The sequence below is a fragment of the Janthinobacterium longum genome (assembly GCF_051380735.1).
GTDB lineage: Bacteria > Pseudomonadota > Gammaproteobacteria > Burkholderiales > Burkholderiaceae_D > Janthinobacterium.
In genome coordinates, this window is sequence record NZ_JBNYXQ010000001.1 from 941,646 (window position 1) to 963,175 (window position 21,530).

Here is a 21,530-nt window from a genome sequence, read left to right on the forward strand (position 1 = left end):
GCTTGAGCTTGATCAGCAAAGAATAAGTTCAATTCAGGCATGCCATCAACGCAGATAAACGCTGATCTGGCGCAGGCATTTCAACGCTCAGATATCGTGTTTGTGCCAGCGCAAACGGCCAACCATGCCATGCGTTTAAATAGCGGCAGCACTTTATTTCCGCATGTTTACTTTCTGAGAGGCCAGCCATGTGCCCTTCCCTGCCGCTGCGCTGTACCGCCTTCGCGCCGTTGTCGATGTTGCTGCTGTTGTTGCTGCTGCCCCTGTCCGGCTGCGCCGGTGGCGCCATCGGTGGCATGACCAATGCGGCACTGCAGATGGTGGGCCTGGCCAAGCCGGCGCCCGAGGTGCCTGACGCACAAAAGCCGCCGCGCAAGGTCAGCATCCGCCTGCATGCCGGCCAGCGCCTGAACACCGATCCGCAAGGCCGTCCGCTGGCGCTGGTGGCGCGCATCTACAAGCTGCGCCAGAGCGCCGTCTTCGAGCAGGCACCGTACGACAGCTTCCTGGACACGGCCAGGGAAAAAGCGCTGCTGGGCAGCGACCTGATCGAGGTGCAGGAAGTGCTGCTGGTGCCGGGCCAGCACTACGAGATACAGGAAAAAGTCGGCCGCGAGGCGGCCTTTATCGGCGTGGTGGCACTGTTTCGCGCCCCCGCCGCGCAGCGCTGGCGCGCCACCTTTGCAGCAAGCGACGCCGAACGCGATGGCGTCACCATCGGCCTGCATGCCTGCGCCTTGAGCGTCGGCGCGCAGGCCGGCCTGGCGGGCGCGCGCTGCGAGCAATGACGACAAACCCATCACCAGCACACCACCGACACAAGGAGAACAGCATGGCCATGGCAGCGAAAGTCCTGTGGGGAGAGGGTCAGTTTTTGCGGCCGCAGCACTTCCAGCGCCAGGATCAATATCATGAAACTCGCCTGCACCAGACCGCCAGTGCGCTGCATCCGTATGCCTGGGGCGTGGCGCACATGCAGTGGGATCTCGATGCGCTGAAGACCGGCACCCTGCGCCTGCAGGCGCTGTCGGCGATCTTTCGCGACGGCGAAGTTTTTGATGCCGCTGGCGATGGCAGCGGCGGCGATAGCCTGCCGCCGGCGGTCGACCTGGCCGCGCTGCCGGCCGCGCTGCAGGAAGTGACATACTATGCCGCCCTGCCCGTGCTGAACCGCGAAGGCCTGAACTATACCGCGCAGGCCAATGGCGCCGGCGCGCTGCCCGACACCCGCTACACACACGCCATGCGCGCCACGCCCGACCTGTATACAAGCGCCAGCGTGGCCGAAGTGGCCTACCTGAAAAAGACCGTGCGGCTGATCCCCGACAGCGAGGCGCGTGGCTCCTACGACTGCCTGCCTTTGATCACGCTGCGCCGCACGGTGACGGGTGGCTTCGAGCCGGTGCCCTCATTCATGGCGCCCAGCCTGTCGATCGGCGGCGCGCCGCGCCTGCAGGACCTGCTCGAACACCTGCTCGACGCCTTGCAGGCCAAGGTGGAGGCCCTGCACGGCCACCACCGCGAACCGAGCCGCAACGTGATCGAGTTCCGCTCGGGCGATGTATCGTCGTTCTGGCTGCTGCATACGGCCAGCACGGCCGCTGCTACCCTGATGCACTATGCGCGCCATCCGGCGCTGCACCCGGAGCGCCTGTACGAGGCGCTGCTGTCGCTGGCCGGCGGCCTGCTCAGCTATGCGCGCCACCATACCCTGGCCAGCCTGCCCGTCTACGACCATGCGCAGCCGGGCGCCTGTTTTGCGGCGATCGACGCCATCATCCGCGAACTGCTCGACACCGTCATTTCGTCGAAATACTTTTCCATCGCTTTGGTGGAAAGCAAGCCGTCCTATTACCTGGGCAAGCTCGATTCGGGCAAGGTCGACCAGCACACCACCTTGTACCTGGCGATCCGCGCCGCCATGCCGGCCATCGAACTGGTCGACATCGTGCCGCTGCGCGTGAAAGTGGGGGCGCCTGACGACGTGGAAAAATGCGTGCTGTCGGCCATGCCGGGCGTGAAACTGTCGCATGCGCCGCAAGTGCCGGCGGCGATTCCAGTGCGGCCCGACACGTATTATTTTGCGCTTGAAAGCCGCGGCGGCTTGTACGAGCACATGCTCAAGGCGCAGTCGATCTCGGTGTATGTGCCGAGCGGCATACGCGAGCTGCAACTCGAACTGATCGCGGTGACGGCATGAGCCAGCTGATCGAACGGCGTTCGGCACCTTCGCTGCTGGTACCACGTGGACCTGCCCCCACCGGCGTCAACGCCGGCAGCGCCCTGCTCGACCTGATGCACGAAGGCTTCTACATGCTGTTCCTGCTGAGGAATGGCTGCTCGCCCGGCGACGAACAGGGCTTCACGGAACACATCAACACCTTTTTGGCCGACTACACGCGCGAAGCGAAAAAGATGCGCGCCGATGACGACGATATCGAAGCGGCCAAGTACGCGTTCTGCGCCGCCGTCGATGAAATCATCCTCGCTTCGCCGTTCGATATACGCAAGCCCTGGGAACGGCGCCCGTTGCAGCTGCTGATCTTCGGCGACCAGCTGGCCGGCGAGCATTTCTTCGACCGTCTCGACGCGCTGCGCGGCAAGGGCGGCATGCGGGTGCAGGCGCTGCAGGTGTTCCACATGTGTTTGCTGCTGGGTTTCCAGGGAAAATACGCGATCGACGGCGGCGAAAAACTCAGCTACCTGACGGCCCGCCTGGGCGACGAGATTGCTCATATCAAGGGCAAGAGCCGTGGCTTCGCGCCGCGCGCCGAACGCCCCGACCAGGTGGTCAACCAGCGCCGCAGCGACCTGCCGCTATGGGCTCTGACCAGCATCTTCGCGCTGCTGGCGCTGTGCGCTTATCTGGGCCTGCGCGCCCACCTGACGCGCAATACACAAACCACGCTGGCCGCCTATGCCGACCTGGTGAAACTGGCGCCACGGCCAGCCCATTTGACAATTACCTTGCCCTGATTTACTGGGCGATGCGAAATTCGATGCGCCGGTTCCTGGCCCGACCGTCGACGGTGGCATTGCTGGCTACCGGGCGGTCCGGCCCCTGGCCCGAGGTCAGCACGCTGTCCGGTGCGATGCCCTTGCTGGCCAGGTAGCTGCGCACGGCTTCGGCGCGTGCCTGGCTCAGCGACACATTGCTGGCGCGCAGGCCGGTATTGTCGGTGTGGCCGATCACCTCCACCTTGCGTCCCTTGAGCTTTTGCATGGCGGCTGCCATCTCGTCGAGTATGGCCAGGCCATGTGGTGTGATGCTGGCCTGGCCGCTGTCGAATTCGATGATGCGCTTGTCGAGCGCCGTATCGAGCACGCCCTGGTCAACCGCGGCGACGCGCAAGCCATTGTTGACCGTGTAGGTGGGATTGAGGCTGGTGGCGATCTCGCTGGCGATCTGCTGGCGCTGCATTTCGTTGGCCACTTCGCCGCGCAGACTGACGCTGCTGCCGTCGATGCTGAGCTGGCCGCGCGTGATCAGTTTCAAGTTCGGCGTCAGCAGCTTTTGCACATGGGCGTTCCAGTTGGCCGGCACCGACACGGCGCCCACCGCCACCTGGTCGACAACGCGGTCAAAGCCATACAGTTCGCTAAGCCGTGTCAGCACGGCCGCCTTTGATGCTTCGTCGACAACAGTGCCGGTTACCAGTATCTGGCCAGGCTGTGGCGACGCGGGCGCCGGCGCCTGGGTTTGCGCCTGGACGTTGAAAATTGCTGCCAGCAGCAGGAACAGCGAGATCGGTTTCATGTCCATCCTTCAGTGAAAAGTATCGGCCAGCAAGGCGCAGGCCGAGCGCAGCGACAACTGTTCCTGCTGCAGGCAGGCGGACAAATGGCGCAACTCCGGCTGCTGCGCCAGGGCGTCTTCAACCCAGTCCAGCTGGTCGAGCACGATCAGGCGTTCGCACGCCGCCTGCGGGTCGATCAGCGCGCGCAGTGCATGCGGATCGGCGCCGCAAAAACCGACCAGTAGCACCGGCGCGTCACCCAGGTGGGTAAAGAACAGCGCCAGTTCAAAGTCCAGCGGCTGCAGGAAGGGCAAAATCAGCTGCAGCCAGTAGCTGGCCACCAGTTCGCGCTGGCCTTCGTCGAGCGGCAGCGGCAGCACCAGGTTTTTCTCCAGCCGAACACACCCGCTGTGCCGCAGCGGCTGCAGCAGCATGCTCAGGCTTAGCAGCAGTTCACGCACGGTGACGGGAAAGGTGGGCGAGGCGAGCATCGTTTGCAGCGAGTGCAAGGTCTGTGCCTGCAGGAAGCTTGACAGCCGCGCCGCATGGCCAGGGTCGCCGGGGTCGACCTGCACCACCTCGCCGGCCAGCGCCTGCAGCTTGGGTGCCGGATCGGCCTGCGACAACAAACCGGCGCACAGGTAGTCGAGGCGCTGCCACAGCGGCTGCAGCACCAATGGGCTGCAGCCGACAAAGGCGCCGGCGTCCGGCACCTCAATCGCGCTCATGGCCATGAAGGGGAAGCGGCGTTGCGACACATCGCAACTGGCCTCCAGGCGCCCGGCGATGGCGCGCCGGCTGCGCGTACCGACAAAGGCAAAGCGCAGCGGCGCAAGCGCGTCGTAATTGAGCTTCCAGCGCGGCGCCATCGTCAGGGCGCTCATCACCTGCGCCAGCCAGTCGTCAAGCAGTTGCACCAGTGCGTGACTGTCGCAGGCCTTGACGAAGTCGCCACGCGCAGGCAGCTTGCCAAAGTAAGCGAGGCGCACGGCTTGCGCCATCGCCGTCATGGCGCCGCTCCCGCCTGGGCCACCGCCGCTTCCGGTACCAGTACCGGACCACCGACGATCGTTTCCGGCAGCTGCATGCCGCGAAAACCCTGCTCCTGCACCGCCGCAGCGGCGGCGCTGGTTTCCGGGCTGCTGGTTATTTTCAGGTCGACCGCCACCGCCACCTCGCCGCGCGTCCAGCGCAATTCGAATACGCCGGCGTCCTTGCGCTGCTTGACGGCGGCGTCGATCATGCGTTTCAGGCCGAATTGCCCCGGCTCGTTGAACAGCTCCACCGTGCGCCCGTCAAAAGTGGTTGCGGTGATCTTCGCACCGGAGCTGCCTTGCGGGCCCGGATGCACCATATTGGTCCACTGGGCCGGCGTATTGCGGTAGCGTAGCTGCTGGTCATCGATTTCCACCGTGTACTCCAGCGTGCCGGGCGCCGGCGACGGCAGGATCTGGAACACGGTCTGCGCCGCGCCGGAGGTGGCCGCCGCGCCACCGGCGCCAAGTGGCGCGATCCAGCCTGGAAAGCGTGCCACCATCTGCGGCGACAGGCTGATGCCCATGTCGGCCCAGGTACGCGGCGCCAGCACGTCGCCGCGCCGCACCACCAGCGGCCCCATCGCGGTCGTGACGAACCTGGCCACCAGTCCTTCGGGGCCGAAGAACTGGCCGATTTCAAGGTGGCTCGCTTCGATGCGGGCGCTTGGCGCAAACGGATATTTGTTCGCCAGCGAGCGCTGGAACGGCTCGTACACCTGCGCCGACCAGGTCTTGTTGACTTCCAGTTCCGCCGGCGCCACGATCACCGCAAAGGTCTGCATCAACGGGCGCACCAGGATCGGCCGGATCGCCTGCTTTTGCGCGTCGCTCATGCCGGTCAACATCTGTTCGTCGACCAGTTTCAGGGCGTCGGCCAGTTCCGAGCCGCTGCCCTCCAGCGTCTGCTGCATGAACTGCTTGGCGCCGGGGCCGGCGTCGCCCTGGTTCTTCAGTTGATTCAAACGGCTGCGCAATTTCGACAGCGCTTCCAGGTAAGCGCGCATCAGGGAAGCATCTTTCTCTTTTGCTGCCACCAGCTTGCCGACACCAGCAAATTCGCGCCCGATCGGCCCTATCGGCTTGTCGAGCCGGGCCGGGTCGACCTGCGCATTCAGGCCCGGGTTGGACGTGACTTGCGACGGCGTGCGGCGCAGGAAGGTATCCTTCAGCCAGGCGATGATGCCGCTTTCGGCCTGGCGCAACTGGGCGTTCTGCAGGGCCGGGTTGTCCCACGAGGTTTCCTCGTAAATCGTGGTCAGCAGCCTGGCGATCGGCGACGATTGCGGGTCGCCCAGCCGGTTCATGGCCTGCACCGCGCCATCAAAACCTTTCAGGTCGGCCACCGCCATGCCCTGCACGAACTTTTGCCATTCGCGCGTGTAATCGGCCTTGTACAGTTCCACCAGGTTTTTCTCGATCTGTTCGGGGCTGCCCTCCAGGGTCAGGTCGTCGGTGGAAGCGCTTTTCAGCACCCAGTCGGCGCTTTGCAGTTCGCGGTTGGCGGCCTCGCGGAAAGCGCCTGCCACGAATTTTTCCCAGGCCTGGCGCGTGTAGGCGCCGGAGACGGCGTGGCTGCCCAGCAGCAGGCCCTGGTCCGCCTCGCCGACGATGCGCGCCACCGTCACGCCGGGAAAGCGGGTCGAGGCGCGCGCCTTGACGTCCGCATACACACGCTCGCGCGCCGGCATGCCGCGCACCACGCGGCGCAGGTTTTCGCGCGCCTGGTCGACCAGCGCCAGCTTCTGTTCGATGCGCGGCCAGGACGGATCGTCCACCTGCGCCAGGTAAAACGTCAGCAGCCTTTCGGCACTGCGTATCATCTGCTCGCGCGGCATGGCGCCGCGGTTGTTTTCCAGCCAGCCGCGCCAGAAGCGCGCCATCTGGTCGTTCAGATGGCTGCTTTCGGCATGGTTTTTATCGGCCAGCATCAGATAGGTTTTCAGTGCGTTATAGGCGTCTTCGACATTGGTGGCGCTGGCCGCCTGGTAAGGCTGGTTGCGGGCGGTGCGCGCTTGCGGTACGCGCGAGGCCAGCTGCAACTGCTCGGCATTGGCGTTCATCTCGGCCAGCAAGCCTTCCAAGCCGGCCGTCACCGGTTCGAGCATCACATGGCGCGCGCCGGCAAAATACTCCTCGCGCAATTTGCGCTCCAGCAGTTCGCCCTGGTACAGCCCCAGGCGCAGCGACCATGGGCTGTGGTGCCGGTAGGCGTCCAGCTGCTCGATGCGGTCCTGCAGTATCTCCAGCGCTTCCAGGCGCGATTGCAAGTCCAGCCGCTGCTCCTGCAAGCGCAGCACCTTGTTCATGTCCGCTTCGACATTGGCCACCAACTGGCGGTTGCCCAGGTAGGACCAGCTCCAGCCGCCAAGGCAGGCGCCCAGCAACACGGTGGCCGTGAAAAACACCGCATACTTGAAGCGCAGCCGGTGCCGGCTGGCGTAGTTGGAGACCAGGTATTTGTCGGCAAAGATCACCTTGCGAAACAGGTCGAGCAAAAAATATCCGTGCTGGCGCTGGCCGGCCGCCACCGGTGGCGGCACGTAAGTCAGGTCGAAGCGCTGCGCCACCTGCTGCGAAGAAGCGCTGACCGGCACGCCTTCCTGCAACGCACTGGTCAGATAAAATCCGCGAAACACGGGCTGGAACTGGAACGGATTTTCCTCGAACAACGTGCCGATAAAGGCCCGCAGCGACGGCTTGATGGCGGCAAATTCGAGCGGAAACGTGAACACCCCGGGCGGCATGGTCTTGCGCTGGCGGTGCGCCATATTGGCCAGGCTCAGCTCGGTCAAGCCGGCGTGCAGCTCGTCGAAACTCTGGTCGAAGAACGCCAGCAGTTCCGGCGTCGGCAGCTTGCGCTGGTAGGGCATGGTGGCGCCCCAGGCCCGTTCGCGTTCGCTGCGTTCGGCGTCGAGAAAAAACTCGCTGAAGCCGGCGATCAGATCGGCCTTGGTAAATACAATGTACAGCGGCGCGAACACTTCCAGGCGTTCGATCACGTCCTGCACCCGCTTGCGCAGGCTGCGTGCCAGCTGCATGCCGACATCCGGGTCGCCTTTCAATTCGGCGATGCTGACCGCAATGATGATGCCGTTGATTGGCGCCTTGCGCCGGTATTTTTTCAGCAGGTCGAGAAAACCGAACCATTCGCCACGGTGCTCCTCGACCACCGAATAACGCCCGGCCGTATCGAGCACGATGCCGTCGGTGGTAAAGAACCAGTCGCAATTGCGGGTGCCGCCCACGCCCTGCACCACCTTGCCATCGGCAAACGGAAACTGCAGGCCCGAATGCAGGATTGCACTGCTTTTGCCGGCGGCGGGGTTGCCGATGACCATATACCACGGCAATTCATACAGGGCTGCCGCACCCGATTGGCGGCCCAGTTTGGAGGTCTTGATGGTCTCGATGGCGGCCAGCAGCCCGGTGCGCACGGCGTCGATCTCGCCATCTCCGGGCGCGGCGGCCTGAGCCGCATTGGCGGCGGCGATTTCGGCCTGGTTGAGAATGACCTGCCCCAGCGCGTGGGCGTCGCGGCGCGCACGGCGCCGGCGCAGCAGCCACAGCGTCAACCAGATCACGAAGGCCAGCAGCAGCAAGGCCAGCGCCCAGGCCAGCGCCAGTTCCAGCACTTCAGCCCCCAAATAGAGCAACAAGGCCAGCGCCACGAAGCCGAAAATGGTCAGCTGGCGGCTATCGGTGAGGAAATTCCAGATTCGTCGCAGCATGGTGGGTCCTGGTTGAGTCCGACAAAACGGGCGCCGCCGCAAGGGCGAACCAAACCATGCTGACAGTAAAAAAGCCGTGCTTTGTTGACGTGTGACAAGTTTTTCGACCCGGGCCACGCCACCCGGCACGCCCTGCTTGACGCTGCACAAGCATGAGTTCGCCTAAGGAAATCCGGTCGCGGCGCCGGGCTAGAATGGCTGGCGCGCAGGCCCTGGCAGTCAATTGCCCAGTACGCCGCGCTGGCGCAGTTCCGCATGGCCGAAGTCCATCATGGTCCAGCGCCCGCCCCAATGCAGGCCCACCGATTCGGCCGTCACGCCGTACAAACGGTAGCCACGCATGGCCCAGGCATTTTTTTCGGAAATAATGAGTTTTCCCTCATGCATGAATGCGCAATCGGCGGCCAGGCCGTACTGGTGATAGCTTTGAAACGCCTTGGCGTTGGTCACGTTCGGCCCGGCGGCGGCCAGCTGGTCTTGCCGCGCCGGACTGCGATAGCCTTCCAGCAGCACCATGTCATAGCCGTGCATGTCCTTCATGATCTTGAACACCAGCAGCAGGCGCTGCGCAAAATCCTGGTCCAGCAACTGCCAGTTGCGGCTGGCGCCGCCCAGCAGCGGACGCAACTGCGTCACCTCGGCAGTGGTAAAGACCAGCGGCGGCAAGGCTGGCGGGGGCGCCAGTTGCTCGCCCTTGAGCAAGTCGCTGACCTGCTCGTTGATCACATATTGCCGGTCCGCATAGCCGCCCAGGGCGATGCGGTCGCTCCAAAGCCAGGCCAGCAGCGGTGGCGCCACGATCAGCAGCGCGCCAGCGAGCGACAGCCAGCGGTGCTGCAGCAGCCACTGCCAGCCTTGCGCAACGCCGTAGCCGGAGCGGTGACCAAGATGTTGCAGCCGCGCGCCGCCGCCGTGCTTCAGCTTGCGGACACGGCCATGCATGCGCCAGCCCAGGTTGACCATCGCCTGCACCAGTACGGCGCGGCCCGAGGGAAACAGCAGCAGCCAGCAAGCAAACGAGGCAAGCAGGAAATACATCAGGATCACGGCGATCAGCATCGGACACTCCGTCAGGGGTTGCCAGCAGGTATCGGCAAATCGTAGGCGCGGGCGCCCCGACAAGGCGCGGCATTTATCAAACGAGATCGAATTTGCACAAGTGCAGAGGTACTATTTTGGCGACAAGCACAAGCAAAGGTGGCCGCAAGAGTGGCCCGGACCTGCTGGCCCCGGCCGGCATGGCGGACAGCAACCGCATCCTGTCGCAGCTGGAACACGGCAGCACGCCGCTTTCCGCCCTGCGGCCGGCACTGCACTGGCGGCACGGCTGGCGCGCCATCGCTGGCGTCGTGCTGGGGATCATGTTCCTGCTGCTGGCCTGGCTGGCCTGCGAGGCGATGCTGGCGGTGCCAACGCACGCACCAGCGGTCGTGCAGCGCAGCACGCTGCCCGCCGCCGCACCATCACCGACAGAAATGCACGTTCCGGCGGCCGCCACCATTATCAATCTGCCGCCTGCCGCCGAACCCGCGCCACAGGCTGCGGCGGCGCAGCACAAACAGCATGCGCCAGCCCGGCAGGCGGCAGCGCGCGCGATGCCACTCAAGCCCAGGCCGAGCGCTACGGCCAGCGACAGCGACGTGACCTTGCTGGCGGCAATCCTTGCCCATGGCAAGCGATCGGCGCCACCACGCGACGTGGTGCTGCGCAAGGATGAAGAAGAAACAGCCAGCCTGCTTCAGCGCTGCCGGCAACTGGGCTTGATCGAAGGCATGCTGTGCCGCGCGCGCATCTGCGCCGGCCGCTGGGATAGCGACCCGGCCTGCCATTGAGTTGGACTCAGCGTATGGCGGCGATGCGCCCTTCCAGGAAAACCCGCATCAGTTCCAGCACGGCCTGCGGCTGCTCCTGGTGCGGCGTATGGCCGCATTGTTCGATCATCGCCGGCACCGCATGCAAGGCTGTTGCCACGATGGCGTCGACCTGGGCCGCGCTGCCGTACTGGTCCGCGCTGCCCTGCATCACCAGCGCCGGGCAGGTGATCGAGGCCAGCAGGTATTCGATATTCCAGAATTGAAATCCATGGCTGAGCCAGGTTTCCGACCAGGCCTTGAAAATAGTCTGCGTCTTGTCGCCATGGTATTTTGCCAGCGCGCGCAATTTGCCGGCGTCAAAGGCCGCATTGGCGGTGCGGATGCCGGCCAGCGTCACCGCTTCGACAAACACATGCGCCGCTTCGATAATAATGGCGCGCAAGTACGCCGGCTGCTGCGAGGCATGGATCAGGGCAATGCTGCCACCGTCCGAATGGCCGATCACGATATGCTCCTGCTGCGGAATCAGGCGCTCGAGCACTGCGGGCAATTCACGCAGCGCGTAGTCGTGCAGATAATGCAGCTGGCGCGGCGCCGTCAATGGCGACGACAAGCCGTAGCCGAGCCGGTCATACAGCAGGCCGCGGCAGCCGGTGGCCTGGCATAGCCGGGCAGGAAAATCCCTCCACATGGCACACGAACCCAGGCCCTCGTGCAGGAACACCAGCACCGGCCGCGCCGGGTCGCCGGCGATCAATTCGTAATACAACTCGTGGTCAGGGCTGAGTGTCAATATCGGCATGGGCAGGCGCATCACGAAGAACAGGATCCCTGCATTGTGCCATCGGCGCACCCGGCACGCTGCCATCACCGTAAAAATAGCTGACAGGAAAACGCATCTGCGACGGGTTTGTCGCAACGCAAACCTGCTGGCACCCACACGGCGCAATACCCTCAGCGCACGCCTAGAATGAACCTCGCCATTCGACCACAGACTGGCTCGCAGTCCAACGCATCAAACAGGAGACCATCATGGATACACAATTACAAGATCGTACAGGCAGCAACCTGCAGCCCGAGGCCACGGATATGCCGCAGGAAGGAAAAACCGCACAAGACGCCGGCGGCCAGGAGGCAACGGCAAACCTCAGCGGTTCTTCGTTTACCACCTACTTTATCTGGCGCGCCAATGGCGTCCATGCCAACGTCAATTTCACGCAAGCGCGCGTACGCGCCAATTCCCGCGTTTTCTTGAACATCAGCGAGTACGGCGCGAATGCCCAGAACCGCTTTATCGGCGCGGCCCGTATGGCGGTGTACAACATCGCCCCGTATGACGGCGGCTTCCGCGCCTGGGTCGACATTTCATGGAACAGCCCGCTCAATATCCGCTTCGACGTGCTGGTCGATCCTTGATACAGGGTGCCCCCTCGGCATGATTACTGCCTCCAACGCAAAAAGCCCAGTCCGTAAAGACTGGGCTTTTTACTGTCTTGCATATTCTGGCTCCCCGACCTGGACTCGAACCAGGGACCTGCGGATTAACAGTCCGTCGCTCTACCAACTGAGCTATCAGGGAAGTGAGGCCGTATTATATACGCCGATTTTTCCTGTGTCCAGAAGCAATCTGCACGCCATCATCAAAAATCACGCTTCTACTCCGCACCCAGGTAGATGAACTTGAACAGGAAGATGGCGGCGATGATATACGCCACTACCGATACCTGCCTGCCCTTGCCCGTCAGCAGTTTCAATACCGCATAGGTAATGAAACCGAAGGCCACGCCGCTGGCGACCGAATAGGTGAATGGCATCATCAGTGCGGTAATCGCCGCCGGGATGCTTTCGGTGCTGTCGTCCCAGTCGATAAAGGTCAGTTCGCGCAGCATCAGGCAGGCGACATACAACAACGCCGGCGCGGTGGCGTACGGCGGCACGGTATGGGCCAGTGGCGCAAAAAACAGGCTGCCCAGGAACAAGAGCGCGACGGCAACGGCCGTCAGGCCCGTACGACCACCCGCCTGCACGCCGGCCGCGCTTTCGACAAACGCCGTGGTGCTCGATGTACCGAGAAAGGCGCCGGCGGCGATCGCCGTGCTGTCGGCCAGCAGCGCCTTGTTCATGCGCTCCATCTTGCCGTTCTTGAGCAGGCCGGCGCGGTTGGCTACGCCCATCAGGGTGCCGGTGGCGTCGAACAATTCAACCAGGAAAAACACCAGCACCACATTGACGATGCCGACCGACAAGGCACCCATGATGTCGAGCTTGAACAGGGTCGGTTCGAGCGAAGGCGGCGCAGAGACAATGCCGTTGAAGTGATTGCCACCAAAGAAAAAGCTCGACACCGTGATCACCAGGATGCCGATCAGGATGGCGCCCGGCACCTTCAGTCGATCCAGCGCGACGATCATGAAAAAGCCGACAATGGCCAGGATGGGCGCCGGCTGGTGCAAGTCGCCCAGCGCGATGATGGTGGCCGGATTCGATACCACCACGCCGGCGCTTTTAAGCGAAATGATCGCCAGGAACAGGCCGATGCCGACCGTGATCGCCGTGCGCAGCGCCGGTGGAATGCTGTTGATGATCAGCTCGCGCACCTTGAACAGGCTGACCAGGATAAACAGGCAGCCGGAAATGAAAACGGCGCCCAGCGCCACTTCCCAGCTCATGCCCATGCCCTTCACTACCGTGTACGAAAAGTACGCGTTCAGGCCCATGCCAGGCGCCAACGCGATCGGGTAGTTCGCGTACAGGCCCATGATCAGGGTACCGATGGCGGCGGCCAGGCAGGTGGCGACAAACACGGCATCCTTGGGCACGCCGGCATCGCCAAGGATGCTGGGGTTGACGAAGATAATGTAGGCCATCGTCAAAAATGTGGTCAGGCCGGCCAGCAGCTCGGTGCGCACATTGGTGCCGTTGTCCTTCAGTTTGAAATAGCGTTCCAGGAACTGCATGCGTAACCCCTTGTCTTGTTTTTGTCGTGCAGAGACGATCGTTTATTTGGCCGCCGTATCGGCCGGCTTGAAGGCCCACCAGCGGCTGCCGGCAAAATTCCATACCAGGCCCAGGCCTGTCGCCAGTACCTGCGCCAGCCAGACATGCCAGCCCTGCTCATGCACAAGGAACCACATCAGGCCGGTATTGATGCACCAGCCGACAGCCAGCAAACTGAAGTACTTGGCGGCCGCCTCGCCATGGCCCTTGTCGCTCTTGAAGGTAAAAAAATAATTGAGCACATAGTTGACCATCGAACCCATAATATAGCCCAGTCCGGAAGCGACGGCGGCGGCATCGACGCCAAAAAATGTCACGCCGGTCCACAGCACGGCATACTGCACAAGCGTGCCGGAAGCGCCGACGGCGGCAAAACGCAGGAACTGGTGATGCAGGGCATGAGACATGGTTGATTTCACCTGGAACAATTATGAGCAGCCGGGCAGGCAACAACAAAAAATGGCTACGATTGCTCGTAACCATTTTTCACCCTGCATTTTACTGCAAGTTGCGACAAGGATTCAAAATCAGGTGCTCAATTCTTGCCTTGGCGACGGCTGCGGCGCCAGACCAGCAAGGCGATCAGCGCCAGCAAGGCGGCCACCCCAGCCGGCACGATAAAGTGCGGCAAGCGCGCCAGCAGTGGCGTTTCGCCACCGCTGCGCGCCTGCGCCACGTAGGCCGGCGTAACCGTCACTGCCGGATTGCCATATTGCTTGAGCACATAGTTGGCGATCGAGGCGATCTGCTCGTCGGTCAAGGCTTGCACATAAGAACGCTGGTCGAAGCGCGGCATGAACGCTTCCACCTCCTCGCCTTCCTTGCCGATCTTGCGCTCGACGCCGAACAGGATCGCCGATACCAGATTGGCCGGCGTGGCCGCACCGGTGGCCGTGTTGTTGAAAAGGGCCGGATACGCCTGGCCCGTGCTGCCGGCGCCGCTGGCCGAATGACAACTGGCGCAATAGCCACTGAACAGCACCGCGCCGCTGTTGAGCGAATGGTGCTCGGTGGAACTGGCCATGCCGCGAAAGGCCGCTTCTTCGCTGACGGCGCTGCCATAGCTGTAGGCGGCCTTTTGCTGGCCGGCGGCGCGCACCGGAGGCACTGTGCGCAAGTAGGCCACGATGGCGGCCACGTCATCGTCGCGCAAGAACTGCAAGCTGTTCTGGATCGCCTCGGCCATGCCGCCGGCCGCCTGTCCCTTGCCTTCCACATGGCCGGTTTTCAGGTAGGTGGCGATTTCCGCATCGCTCCAGCCGCCGATGCCGCTGATCGCATCCGAGGTGATATTCGGCGCATGCCAGGAACCGAGGTCGGCGCCTGCCAGCTTCTGGCTGCCCACTTCGGCCATCAGCATATTGCGCGGCGTATGGCAGGCGCTGCAGTGCGCCAGCCCTTCGGCCAGGTAGGCTCCCCGGTTGATCTGCGCGCTCTTGCCCGCATCGGGCACGAAGCGCTTGTCGTCGAGGAACAGGGCATTCCAGCCCAGCATCGACAGGCGCACATTGAAGGGAAACGGCAACTTGGTCTGGCGCGCCGGCTCGTCCACGGGTTTTACGGCGTGCATGAAATAGTAATAAAGGTCGCCCACATCGGCGTCCGACAGCAGCGCATAGCTGGTGTAGGGCATGGCCGGATACAGATGGCTGCCGTCGGCGCGCACGCCCTGGCGCAGCGCGCGTGCAAAATCGGCTTGCGTGTAGTGGCCGATGCCGCCTTTTTTCGATGGCGTGATATTGGTGGCGTAAATCGTGCCCAGCGGCGAATCGATGGCGTAACCACCAGCGTAGGGCTTGCCGCTGGCGGCCGTATGGCAAGCCATGCAGTCGGCGGCGATCGCCAGGTAGCGGCCGCGTTCCAGGCGCGCGTCCTGGCCGGGCGAGGCTGATACGGCGGCCGGCACGGCGGGACGGTCCGGCGTTAGCGTCACGGGCGGCGCGGCCAGGGCCGAAGCCATCGCCGCCAGCAATAACGCCGAGGCGCTCAATAAACGGCGCATCATGACGCCTCCCGCGCCAGGGTGCGGGCAATATCGTCGGCCGCGCGCAAACCGAGCGCGGCCATGCTCAGGGTGGTGTTGACCACGCTGGCCGACGGCATCGCGCCGCCGCCGGGCAGCCACAGGTTGGCATGGTCGTGGGCGCGGCAATTGCCGTCCACTACCGAATCGTGACGGTTGCTGCCCATGATCACGCCGCCCATGATGTGGTTGTTCGCGTTCAGGCTGCTGGTGATATTGAATTCCACCGCGCCGAACAGTTTGCCTATATGTTCCAGCTGGGCATGCGCAGCCTTGGCGCCGTTGCGCACATAGTCGCCCACGTCATAATAAATATCGGGGCAAGCCAGGCCCAGCGGATCCTTGCGCGTGCGGCTCAGTGTCAGGCGGTTATGCGCTTCCGGCAAGGGTTCCAGGCTGATCGACAGGTCGACGCCAAACGCAGCACGGCGGCGGATCTCGTCGTCCAAATCTTTGCCGACCAGGCCCAGCTTCAGTGCCTGCTGGGTGGCCGGGCCAACCCGCGTGATGTTATTGAGAATCATCTTGTTGGCCGAATACTGCGCGCGGAAGGCGCCGTCGCGCGGCCCCACCAGGCAGCTGCTCTGCGCCGGACCGCGGCCGGTCCAGATCGGTTCATTGGCCAGAAAGGTACAGTGGAAACCCGAATGGTCCATCATGTTGCGGCCGACCTGGTCGGAACTGTTGGCGATGCCGTTCGGATTGTTTTTGTTCGCCGCGAGCAACAGCAAGCGCGGTGTCTCGATGCCATTGCAGGCGATCACGAAAGCCTTGCCGGTCGCCATGTGTGACTGTTTCTTGGCGTCATACCAGTGCACGGCCGTCACGCGGTTGTTCTGGTCCGTGTCGATGCGGTACACCACGGCTTCGGCCAGCACGCCGGCGCCATTCAGCTCGGCACGCTGCACATGGTGGATGCCGTTGTACATGGCGCCGATCGGGCAGATCGGCTGGCAATTGTTGTTGCCGCAGCAGGTAGGGCGGCCCTGCCATGGGCGCGTCGAACGGCCTTGCGGAATCGGCACGGAACGGTAGCCGTGCGGGTTGACCACTTCGGCAAAGCGCTTATCGCCGTAGCCCCATGGCACCATGTCCATCGGATAAGGCTGGCTGCGTTCGCTGGGCGACTGCAGCGCAGGGTCATTCGGGCCGGCCACGCCCATTTCCTGTTCGGCGCGGCAATAATACGGTTCCAGCTCGTCATAGGAAATGGCCCAGTCGCGCCCTACCCCGTAATTGCTTTTCATGCGCATGTCCGACGGCAGATGGCGCCAGCATGACGCCGCCCAGTGCCAGGTGGTGCCGCCGACGGTGCGCAAATATCCCTGCTGGAAACTGCTGCCGCTTGGGCCGGACAATTCCACGTAGTTATTTTTCGGAAAATACAGCGGCGCCGGCGCGTTCTGCGCTTGCGGATACAGTCCCTGGAAGTCGGATCCGACGCGGTTCTCAAACGGCATATTGCGCCAGTTCTCCACCGCCTGGCCGCGCTCGATGCGCAGGCCCGCTTCCAGCATGATCACGGAATGGCCTTGCGCGGCCAGCTGGTCGGCCATCATCGCGCCGACCACGCCGGAGCCGACAATGACCACATCGGCAACGACGTCGCCATTACTCTTGAATTCGGGGGATTTCATTGTACTTGCTTGCCTTTCGGTTCGGGAGTGCCGGTGGTGGCCGGGGCAGGTACCGGTTTTGGTGCGACAGGCGCGGACACCAGGATAGGCGGCGGCGCCTTGAGCCACCACAGCGGACCATAATTGCAGTACGTCGGCACCACTTGCCCATCCGCCACGGTGCGGTACATCAGCGCCTCGGCATACGCCACCACGATGGACTTCGTGCCATTGGCCGGGTTGCCGGCCACCGTGCCCGTGTACCAGGCGGCCACGATGGCCAGCGCCAGTTCGCGCAAGGCAGGATCGGCATCGGTGGCGGCAGCCAGCAAGTCTTTGGCCGGCTGGCCGGTTTTTACCAGCGCGCCCAGCCTGGGCAAATGCCCGGCAAAGCCCGGCACATTGCTGCGCATGGCCTGCTCGATACGCGCCGCCGTTTCCGCGCGCAAATCCTGATGGCCGGTAATCGCTTGCGACAAGGTGTAAAACAGCATGCTGCCCGGCGCAGGGCTAGCAGCCGCCACGCCGGACGGCATCGCCGCCGACAAGGGATTGCTCCAGAAACCGGCCTGCGCCAGCAAAGCCGCCAGCCCGATCAGGGCATGGCGGCGCGTAATGCGCGGCAGAGCAGCATCGGAAGAGGTGGAGAGAGTGGAATCCTGCATGAAGCTCCCGCAATTTATTGTTGTGTTGACCTGGATACTTGTGTTGAATCGTATTTGAGCAAATACAGTCTGTTTGTCATTATCCTACAAAAATAAATTGTTCGCCAATGTAGTATTACTACCTTAACAATATCAGGGCAACAGGCACAGGCGCAGATGTGGCCTTTCGGGATACGACCCCGGCGAAAAACTAAGCGTACGGCAGCTGCGTGCGCGCATGGCGTAGCGGAACATTCCGTTCGTCATCGAAATCCATGGTCTCGGGATCGGGATCCGAAGCCAGCGGTGCGCCCATGAACTTGAGCCAGATAAATCCGGCCAGGCCGGCAACAAACGAGGCCAGCAGGATCGCCATTTTCGACGCATTGATCAGCTCCGCCTGGCCCACGAAGGCAAGGTTGGTGATAAAGATCGACATCGTGAAGCCGATACCGCCGAGCAAGCCCGCACCGAGCACGTGCCGCCATGCGAGGTCCAGCGGCAGGCGGCAGGCGCCCAGCGTCACGGCAGCGAAGGTGAACAGGAAGATGCCGACCGGCTTGCCAAGACCCAGCCCCAGCAGGATGCCGGCGCTGTTGGTTGACAGCAGCGACTGCGCCCAGCCGGCGCCGATCACGATGCCGGTATTGGCCAGCGCAAAGATCGGCAAAATCAAAAAAGCGACTGGCTTGTGCAGGACATGTTCGAGCCGGTACGAAGGCGAAGTGGCATCGTCCTCGACAGCCGTATCGGGAATGGCAAAGGCCAGCAGCACGCCGGCGATGGTCGCGTGTACGCCGGACTGGAGCATGAAAAACCACATCGCCGCGCCGCCCAGCAGATAGGGCCACAGCACCATCACGCGCAACACGCGCTGCATCAGCAACAGTGCGGCAAACACGCCCAGCGCCACCAGCAGGCAGGCGAACGACAGCTGCGTCGTATAGAACACGGCGATAACGATAATGGCGCCGAGGTCGTCCATGACAGCCAGGGCCGCCAGGAACACCTTCAAGGACGCCGGCACCCGCTTGCCGAGCAAACTGAGCACGCCTAGCGCGAAGGCGATGTCGGTGGCCATCGGGATGCCGATGCCTGCCTGTGTCGGGGTGGCGCCGTTGAACGCCAGATGTATCAGCGCCGGCACGGCAATGCCCCCGGCCGCCGCCAGGATGGGCAGCATGGCACGGCGCAGGTCGGACAACTCACCGTTGTAGAGTTCACGCTTCAGTTCCAGGCCGATCAGCAGGAAGAAAATCGCCATCAGGGCGTCGTTGACCCACAGTTCAACGCTCAGGCCGGCAATATGGCGATGCCAGAAACCCAGATAGTCCGTTCCCAGCGCGGAGTTGGCCAGCGCCAGCGACACCAGCGTGCAGACGATCAGGATAATGCCGCCGGCTTTTCCGGACTGCATGAATTCATTGAATGTTCTGGAGAGTTTTTTTTCGATGCGCATGGTATGTTCGGCCCCCTGTCCTGCCGGATGGGCACGCCATTATCTATGGTAGAGATAGTTAAAGAAGTCGGACCAGTTACAGTCGCGCCTCAGCAAGTATCGATCAGGCAACGCACGGCACATGGCGCAGCAGCGCGGCGCGCGTGTCGACGGGAATAATGGAGAAAGGAAATGCAGGAGAGCAGCAGGAGCATGGGCAACGGGCGCAAGTATGGTGCGTGGCGGCCCGACCAGCGCATGTCCTGTCATACCTGTTAAGTATGATCACCCTGGCACGATTATACAGCACGCACCATGCGCGGAAGCAGCACGCCGGTGCGTCTATGCCTCGCGCGAGTGCGCGGACGATGGACGCAAAAAAGGCCTTGTGCTTGCACACAAGGCCTTCTGTATTCTGGCTCCCCGACCTGGACTCGAACCAGGGACCTGCGGATTAACAGTCCGTCGCTCTACCAACTGAGCTATCAGGGAAAAGAGGCCGCATTATATACAGCGATCTTGCCACTGTCCAGATTCTCGCAGGAAAAAACTCAATACGCGCTCAGCCCGGCACTTCCTGCGGCGCGTAGTCAAACACCAGCACCCGTGCCAGCCACGGCTTGAGCAGCTCGACAAAGGCCAGGTGGGCCGGATGGGAGAGATAAACATCGCGCGCGGCGGCGCCGTCGAAGGTCAGCGTAAAGCAATCGGTAAAGCCATCGTCGAGGCCCTCCGGACTGATGTTTTCGCCGCATTCGAATTGCAGCACGCCGGGCACGCTGTATTTGAGCAGGGAAAATTCATGCACGAGCTCGGCATGTTTAGCAGGCGTGATGTCGCTGTTGAATTCGCACAGGACGATATGGCGCAAGGCGGCGGTGCAGGTCATGGTGGCTATCCCTCTCGTAACGTTCAGAAAGAGGATAGCGCAAATCGGCCAAGCGGGTTGGGGGCAGCAAAAGATGCTTGGCGTGAAATGTGGCGCTGAAAATGAAAAAGCCACGTTTTTCAACGTGGCTTTCAAATTCTGGCTCCCCGACCTGGACTCGAACCAGGGACCTGCGGATTAACAGTCCGTCGCTCTACCAACTGAGCTATCAGGGAAAAGAGGCAATATTATATGTCGTTTATATCGTATCTGCAAGACTTATCAAATACGACTGCTACGACTTTCTACTGCCTTCGGTGCCACTCTTGCAAGCAGCACCGAAGAAGCAAGATCTTAAAGCACTTTGGCAATCGCGTCAATCACGATGTCGATATTGCGCGAATTCAATGCTGCCACGCAGATACGGCCGGTATCGACGGCGTAGATGGACTGCTCGCGCAGCGAAGCCACTTGCTCTTTGGTCAGGCCGGAGTACGAGAACATGCCGATTTGCTGGCGCACGAATTCGAAATCGTGGCCTGGCGCTTTGTCCTTCAGTTTTTCAACGAAGGCGTTGCGCATTTCGCGGATGCGCACGCGCATGCCGGCCAGCTCTTCTTCCCACAGCTGGCGCAGTTCCGGGGTCGACAGCACGGTGGCAACGACCTTGCTGCCGTGTACTGGCGGGTTCGAGTAGTTGGTGCGCACCACGCGCTTCAGTTGCGACAGCAAACGCGTCGCTTCTTCGGCACTGGCCGCGACCACGCTCAGCGCGCCGACGCGCTCGCCATACAGCGAGAACGACTTCGAGAACGAGTTCGACACCAGCAGCGGGCCGCCGGCGTCGGCAAAACGGCGCACCACGGCGCCGTCTTCGGCGATGCCGTTGGCAAAGCCCTGGTAGGCCATATCGAGGAACGGCACCAGGCCGCGCGTGGTCACTACGGTAATGATCTGGTCCCACTGGGCGACAGTCAGGTCGGCGCCAGTCGGGTTGTGGCAGCAGGCGTGCAGCACCACGATGGAGCCGGCCGGCATGTTGTTCAGGCTGGCCAGCATGCCTTCGAAATTGACGCCATGGGTGGCGGCGTCGTAATAAGTGTAGTTGTTGACTACGAAACCGGCGCTTTCAAACAGCGCACGGTGATTTTCCCAGCTCGGGTCACTGATATGGACCTGGGCACCGGGTGCGAAACGCTGCAGGAAATCTGCGCCGATCTTCAGTGCGCCCGTACCACCGATGGCTTGCACGGTGACGGCGCGGCGCTCTTGAATCACGGCACTATCGGCCCCAAATACCAGTTCTTGTACCGCTTTATCGTAAGCTGCGAGACCTTCGATCGGCAGGTAAGTGCGTGGCGCGGCCTGTTCGATCAGGATCGCTTCAGCTTTGCGTACGCAAGCTAACAGAGGCACTTTGCCGTTGTCGTCATAATAAACGCCGACGCCGAGATTGATTTTAGCGGGGTTCTGATCCGCGTTAAATGCTTCGGTGATACCCAGAATCGGGTCACGTGGGGCCATCTCGATGGCGCTAAACAGACTGGCAGAAACAGTTGGGTTCGTCATGATAAGATTGGATTCGATTGGAAGCAGGTTCACAGCGGAGTTGTTGACAGCGCCCAAAT

General features: G+C 62.6%; 18 protein-coding genes and 3 tRNA genes. 5 read left to right on the forward strand and 16 right to left on the reverse strand.

Annotated elements, in window-relative coordinates:
• The first annotated feature begins 188 nt into the window (after window positions 1-188).
• The 3 genes from tssJ to icmH are packed head-to-tail and all read left to right on the forward strand — an operon-like array spanning window position 189 to window position 2,976.
• Window positions 189-788 carry a type VI secretion system lipoprotein TssJ gene (tssJ, locus tag ACQ4WM_RS04320; RefSeq protein WP_436545456.1) on the forward strand — a complete coding sequence of 200 codons (600 nt, stop codon included), beginning with the start codon at window positions 189-191 and terminating at the stop codon, window positions 786-788.
• A 44-nt stretch (window positions 789-832) separates the two neighbouring features.
• Complete coding sequence (gene tssK / locus ACQ4WM_RS04325; protein ID WP_436545457.1) at window positions 833-2,200, forward strand: type VI secretion system baseplate subunit TssK; 1,368 nt, start codon at window positions 833-835, stop codon at window positions 2,198-2,200.
• Window positions 2,197-2,976 (forward strand): type IVB secretion system protein IcmH/DotU, encoded by a 780-nt coding sequence (gene icmH, locus ACQ4WM_RS04330; RefSeq protein WP_436545458.1) that lies wholly within the window; start codon window positions 2,197-2,199, stop codon window positions 2,974-2,976. Before tssK ends, icmH begins: the two co-directional genes overlap by 4 nt.
• A gap of 1 nt (window position 2,977) precedes the next feature.
• Here the strand turns inward: icmH and ACQ4WM_RS04335 are convergent, their stop codons facing one another.
• The 4 genes from ACQ4WM_RS04335 to ACQ4WM_RS04350 all read right to left on the reverse strand — a co-directional run bounded on the left by ACQ4WM_RS04335 (window position 2,978) and on the right by ACQ4WM_RS04350 (window position 9,561).
• Complete coding sequence (locus ACQ4WM_RS04335) at window positions 2,978-3,757, reverse strand: OmpA family protein (RefSeq protein ID WP_436545459.1); 780 nt, start codon at window positions 3,755-3,757, stop codon at window positions 2,978-2,980.
• A 9-nt stretch (window positions 3,758-3,766) separates the two neighbouring features.
• Window positions 3,767-4,747 (reverse strand): type VI secretion system-associated protein TagF, encoded by a 981-nt coding sequence (gene tagF / locus ACQ4WM_RS04340; RefSeq protein WP_436545460.1) that lies wholly within the window; start codon window positions 4,745-4,747, stop codon window positions 3,767-3,769.
• A complete protein-coding gene (gene tssM, locus ACQ4WM_RS04345) occupies window positions 4,744-8,502 on the reverse strand; it encodes a type VI secretion system membrane subunit TssM (RefSeq protein WP_436545461.1) in 3,759 nt (1,252 codons plus the stop codon). The genes tagF and tssM overlap by 4 nt, the downstream gene beginning before the upstream one ends.
• A gap of 219 nt (window positions 8,503-8,721) precedes the next feature.
• Complete coding sequence (locus tag ACQ4WM_RS04350; RefSeq protein ID WP_436545462.1) at window positions 8,722-9,561, reverse strand: M15 family metallopeptidase; 840 nt, start codon at window positions 9,559-9,561, stop codon at window positions 8,722-8,724.
• Between the two features lie 116 nt (window positions 9,562-9,677).
• On the opposite strand from ACQ4WM_RS04350, the gene ACQ4WM_RS04355 reads away from it, so the two are divergent.
• The gene (locus tag ACQ4WM_RS04355) at window positions 9,678-10,334 is read left to right on the forward strand and encodes a hypothetical protein (protein ID WP_436545463.1); all 657 of its coding nucleotides are present in this window, start codon (window positions 9,678-9,680) and stop codon (window positions 10,332-10,334) included.
• A gap of 7 nt (window positions 10,335-10,341) precedes the next feature.
• On the opposite strand, the gene ACQ4WM_RS04360 is transcribed toward ACQ4WM_RS04355, so the two are convergent.
• On the reverse strand, window positions 10,342-11,118 hold the full coding sequence (locus tag ACQ4WM_RS04360) for an alpha/beta fold hydrolase (RefSeq protein WP_436545464.1): 777 nt from the start codon (window positions 11,116-11,118) through the stop codon (window positions 10,342-10,344).
• A 230-nt stretch (window positions 11,119-11,348) separates the two neighbouring features.
• On the opposite strand from ACQ4WM_RS04360, the gene ACQ4WM_RS04365 reads away from it, so the two are divergent.
• On the forward strand, window positions 11,349-11,732 hold the full coding sequence (locus tag ACQ4WM_RS04365; protein ID WP_436545465.1) for a hypothetical protein: 384 nt from the start codon (window positions 11,349-11,351) through the stop codon (window positions 11,730-11,732).
• Window positions 11,733-11,819: 87 nt separating this feature from the next.
• Here the strand turns inward: ACQ4WM_RS04365 and ACQ4WM_RS04370 are convergent.
• The 11 genes from ACQ4WM_RS04370 to ACQ4WM_RS04420 form a co-directional block, all read right to left on the reverse strand.
• A tRNA-Asn gene (locus tag ACQ4WM_RS04370) sits at window positions 11,820-11,895 on the reverse strand.
• 76 nt (window positions 11,896-11,971) lie between these two features.
• Window positions 11,972-13,273, reverse strand: coding sequence for an NCS2 family permease (locus ACQ4WM_RS04375; protein ID WP_436545466.1), 1,302 nt, complete (start codon window positions 13,271-13,273; stop codon window positions 11,972-11,974).
• 42 nt (window positions 13,274-13,315) lie between these two features.
• Window positions 13,316-13,720: a GtrA family protein gene (locus ACQ4WM_RS04380; RefSeq protein ID WP_436545467.1), complete on the reverse strand. Its 405-nt coding sequence runs from the start codon at window positions 13,718-13,720 to the stop codon at window positions 13,316-13,318.
• 128 nt (window positions 13,721-13,848) lie between these two features.
• Window positions 13,849-15,318, reverse strand: a complete 1,470-nt coding sequence (locus ACQ4WM_RS04385) for a c-type cytochrome (RefSeq protein ID WP_436545468.1) — start codon at window positions 15,316-15,318, stop codon at window positions 13,849-13,851.
• Complete coding sequence (locus ACQ4WM_RS04390) at window positions 15,315-16,973, reverse strand: GMC family oxidoreductase (RefSeq protein ID WP_436545469.1); 1,659 nt, start codon at window positions 16,971-16,973, stop codon at window positions 15,315-15,317. The genes ACQ4WM_RS04385 and ACQ4WM_RS04390 overlap by 4 nt, the downstream gene beginning before the upstream one ends.
• Window positions 16,970-17,617, reverse strand: a complete 648-nt coding sequence (locus tag ACQ4WM_RS04395) for a sugar dehydrogenase complex small subunit (protein ID WP_436545470.1) — start codon at window positions 17,615-17,617, stop codon at window positions 16,970-16,972. The genes ACQ4WM_RS04390 and ACQ4WM_RS04395 overlap by 4 nt, the downstream gene beginning before the upstream one ends.
• Window positions 17,618-17,807: 190 nt before the next feature.
• Window positions 17,808-19,055 (reverse strand): Na+/H+ antiporter NhaA, encoded by a 1,248-nt coding sequence (gene nhaA / locus ACQ4WM_RS04400; protein WP_436545471.1) that lies wholly within the window; start codon window positions 19,053-19,055, stop codon window positions 17,808-17,810.
• Window positions 19,056-19,450: 395 nt separating this feature from the next.
• Window positions 19,451-19,526: transfer RNA gene (locus tag ACQ4WM_RS04405), tRNA-Asn, on the reverse strand.
• 70 nt (window positions 19,527-19,596) lie between these two features.
• Window positions 19,597-19,923: a Dabb family protein gene (locus ACQ4WM_RS04410; protein ID WP_436545472.1), complete on the reverse strand. Its 327-nt coding sequence runs from the start codon at window positions 19,921-19,923 to the stop codon at window positions 19,597-19,599.
• Between the two features lie 139 nt (window positions 19,924-20,062).
• A tRNA-Asn gene (locus ACQ4WM_RS04415) sits at window positions 20,063-20,138 on the reverse strand.
• A gap of 118 nt (window positions 20,139-20,256) precedes the next feature.
• Window positions 20,257-21,471, reverse strand: coding sequence for an amino acid aminotransferase (locus ACQ4WM_RS04420; protein WP_436545473.1), 1,215 nt, complete (start codon window positions 21,469-21,471; stop codon window positions 20,257-20,259).
• Window positions 21,472-21,530 lie beyond the last annotated feature (59 nt).

Coding starts and splice junctions, on each gene's coding strand:
- tssJ (WP_436545456.1), top strand. CDS start 189: ATGTGCCCTTCCCTGCCGCTGCGCTGTACCGCCTTCGCGCCGTTGTCG.
- tssK (WP_436545457.1), top strand. CDS start 833: ATGGCCATGGCAGCGAAAGTCCTGTGGGGAGAGGGTCAGTTTTTGCGG.
- icmH (WP_436545458.1), top strand. CDS start 2,197: ATGAGCCAGCTGATCGAACGGCGTTCGGCACCTTCGCTGCTGGTACCA.
- ACQ4WM_RS04335 (WP_436545459.1), bottom strand. CDS start 3,757: ATGAAACCGATCTCGCTGTTCCTGCTGCTGGCAGCAATTTTCAACGTC.
- tagF (WP_436545460.1), bottom strand. CDS start 4,747: ATGACGGCGATGGCGCAAGCCGTGCGCCTCGCTTACTTTGGCAAGCTG.
- tssM (WP_436545461.1), bottom strand. CDS start 8,502: ATGCTGCGACGAATCTGGAATTTCCTCACCGATAGCCGCCAGCTGACC.
- ACQ4WM_RS04350 (WP_436545462.1), bottom strand. CDS start 9,561: ATGCTGATCGCCGTGATCCTGATGTATTTCCTGCTTGCCTCGTTTGCT.
- ACQ4WM_RS04360 (WP_436545464.1), bottom strand. CDS start 11,118: ATGCCGATATTGACACTCAGCCCTGACCACGAGTTGTATTACGAATTG.
- ACQ4WM_RS04365 (WP_436545465.1), top strand. CDS start 11,349: ATGGATACACAATTACAAGATCGTACAGGCAGCAACCTGCAGCCCGAG.
- ACQ4WM_RS04375 (WP_436545466.1), bottom strand. CDS start 13,273: ATGCAGTTCCTGGAACGCTATTTCAAACTGAAGGACAACGGCACCAAT.
- ACQ4WM_RS04380 (WP_436545467.1), bottom strand. CDS start 13,720: ATGTCTCATGCCCTGCATCACCAGTTCCTGCGTTTTGCCGCCGTCGGC.
- ACQ4WM_RS04385 (WP_436545468.1), bottom strand. CDS start 15,318: ATGATGCGCCGTTTATTGAGCGCCTCGGCGTTATTGCTGGCGGCGATG.
- ACQ4WM_RS04390 (WP_436545469.1), bottom strand. CDS start 16,973: ATGAAATCCCCCGAATTCAAGAGTAATGGCGACGTCGTTGCCGATGTG.
- ACQ4WM_RS04395 (WP_436545470.1), bottom strand. CDS start 17,617: ATGCAGGATTCCACTCTCTCCACCTCTTCCGATGCTGCTCTGCCGCGC.
- nhaA (WP_436545471.1), bottom strand. CDS start 19,055: ATGCGCATCGAAAAAAAACTCTCCAGAACATTCAATGAATTCATGCAG.
- ACQ4WM_RS04410 (WP_436545472.1), bottom strand. CDS start 19,923: ATGACCTGCACCGCCGCCTTGCGCCATATCGTCCTGTGCGAATTCAAC.
- ACQ4WM_RS04420 (WP_436545473.1), bottom strand. CDS start 21,471: ATGACGAACCCAACTGTTTCTGCCAGTCTGTTTAGCGCCATCGAGATG.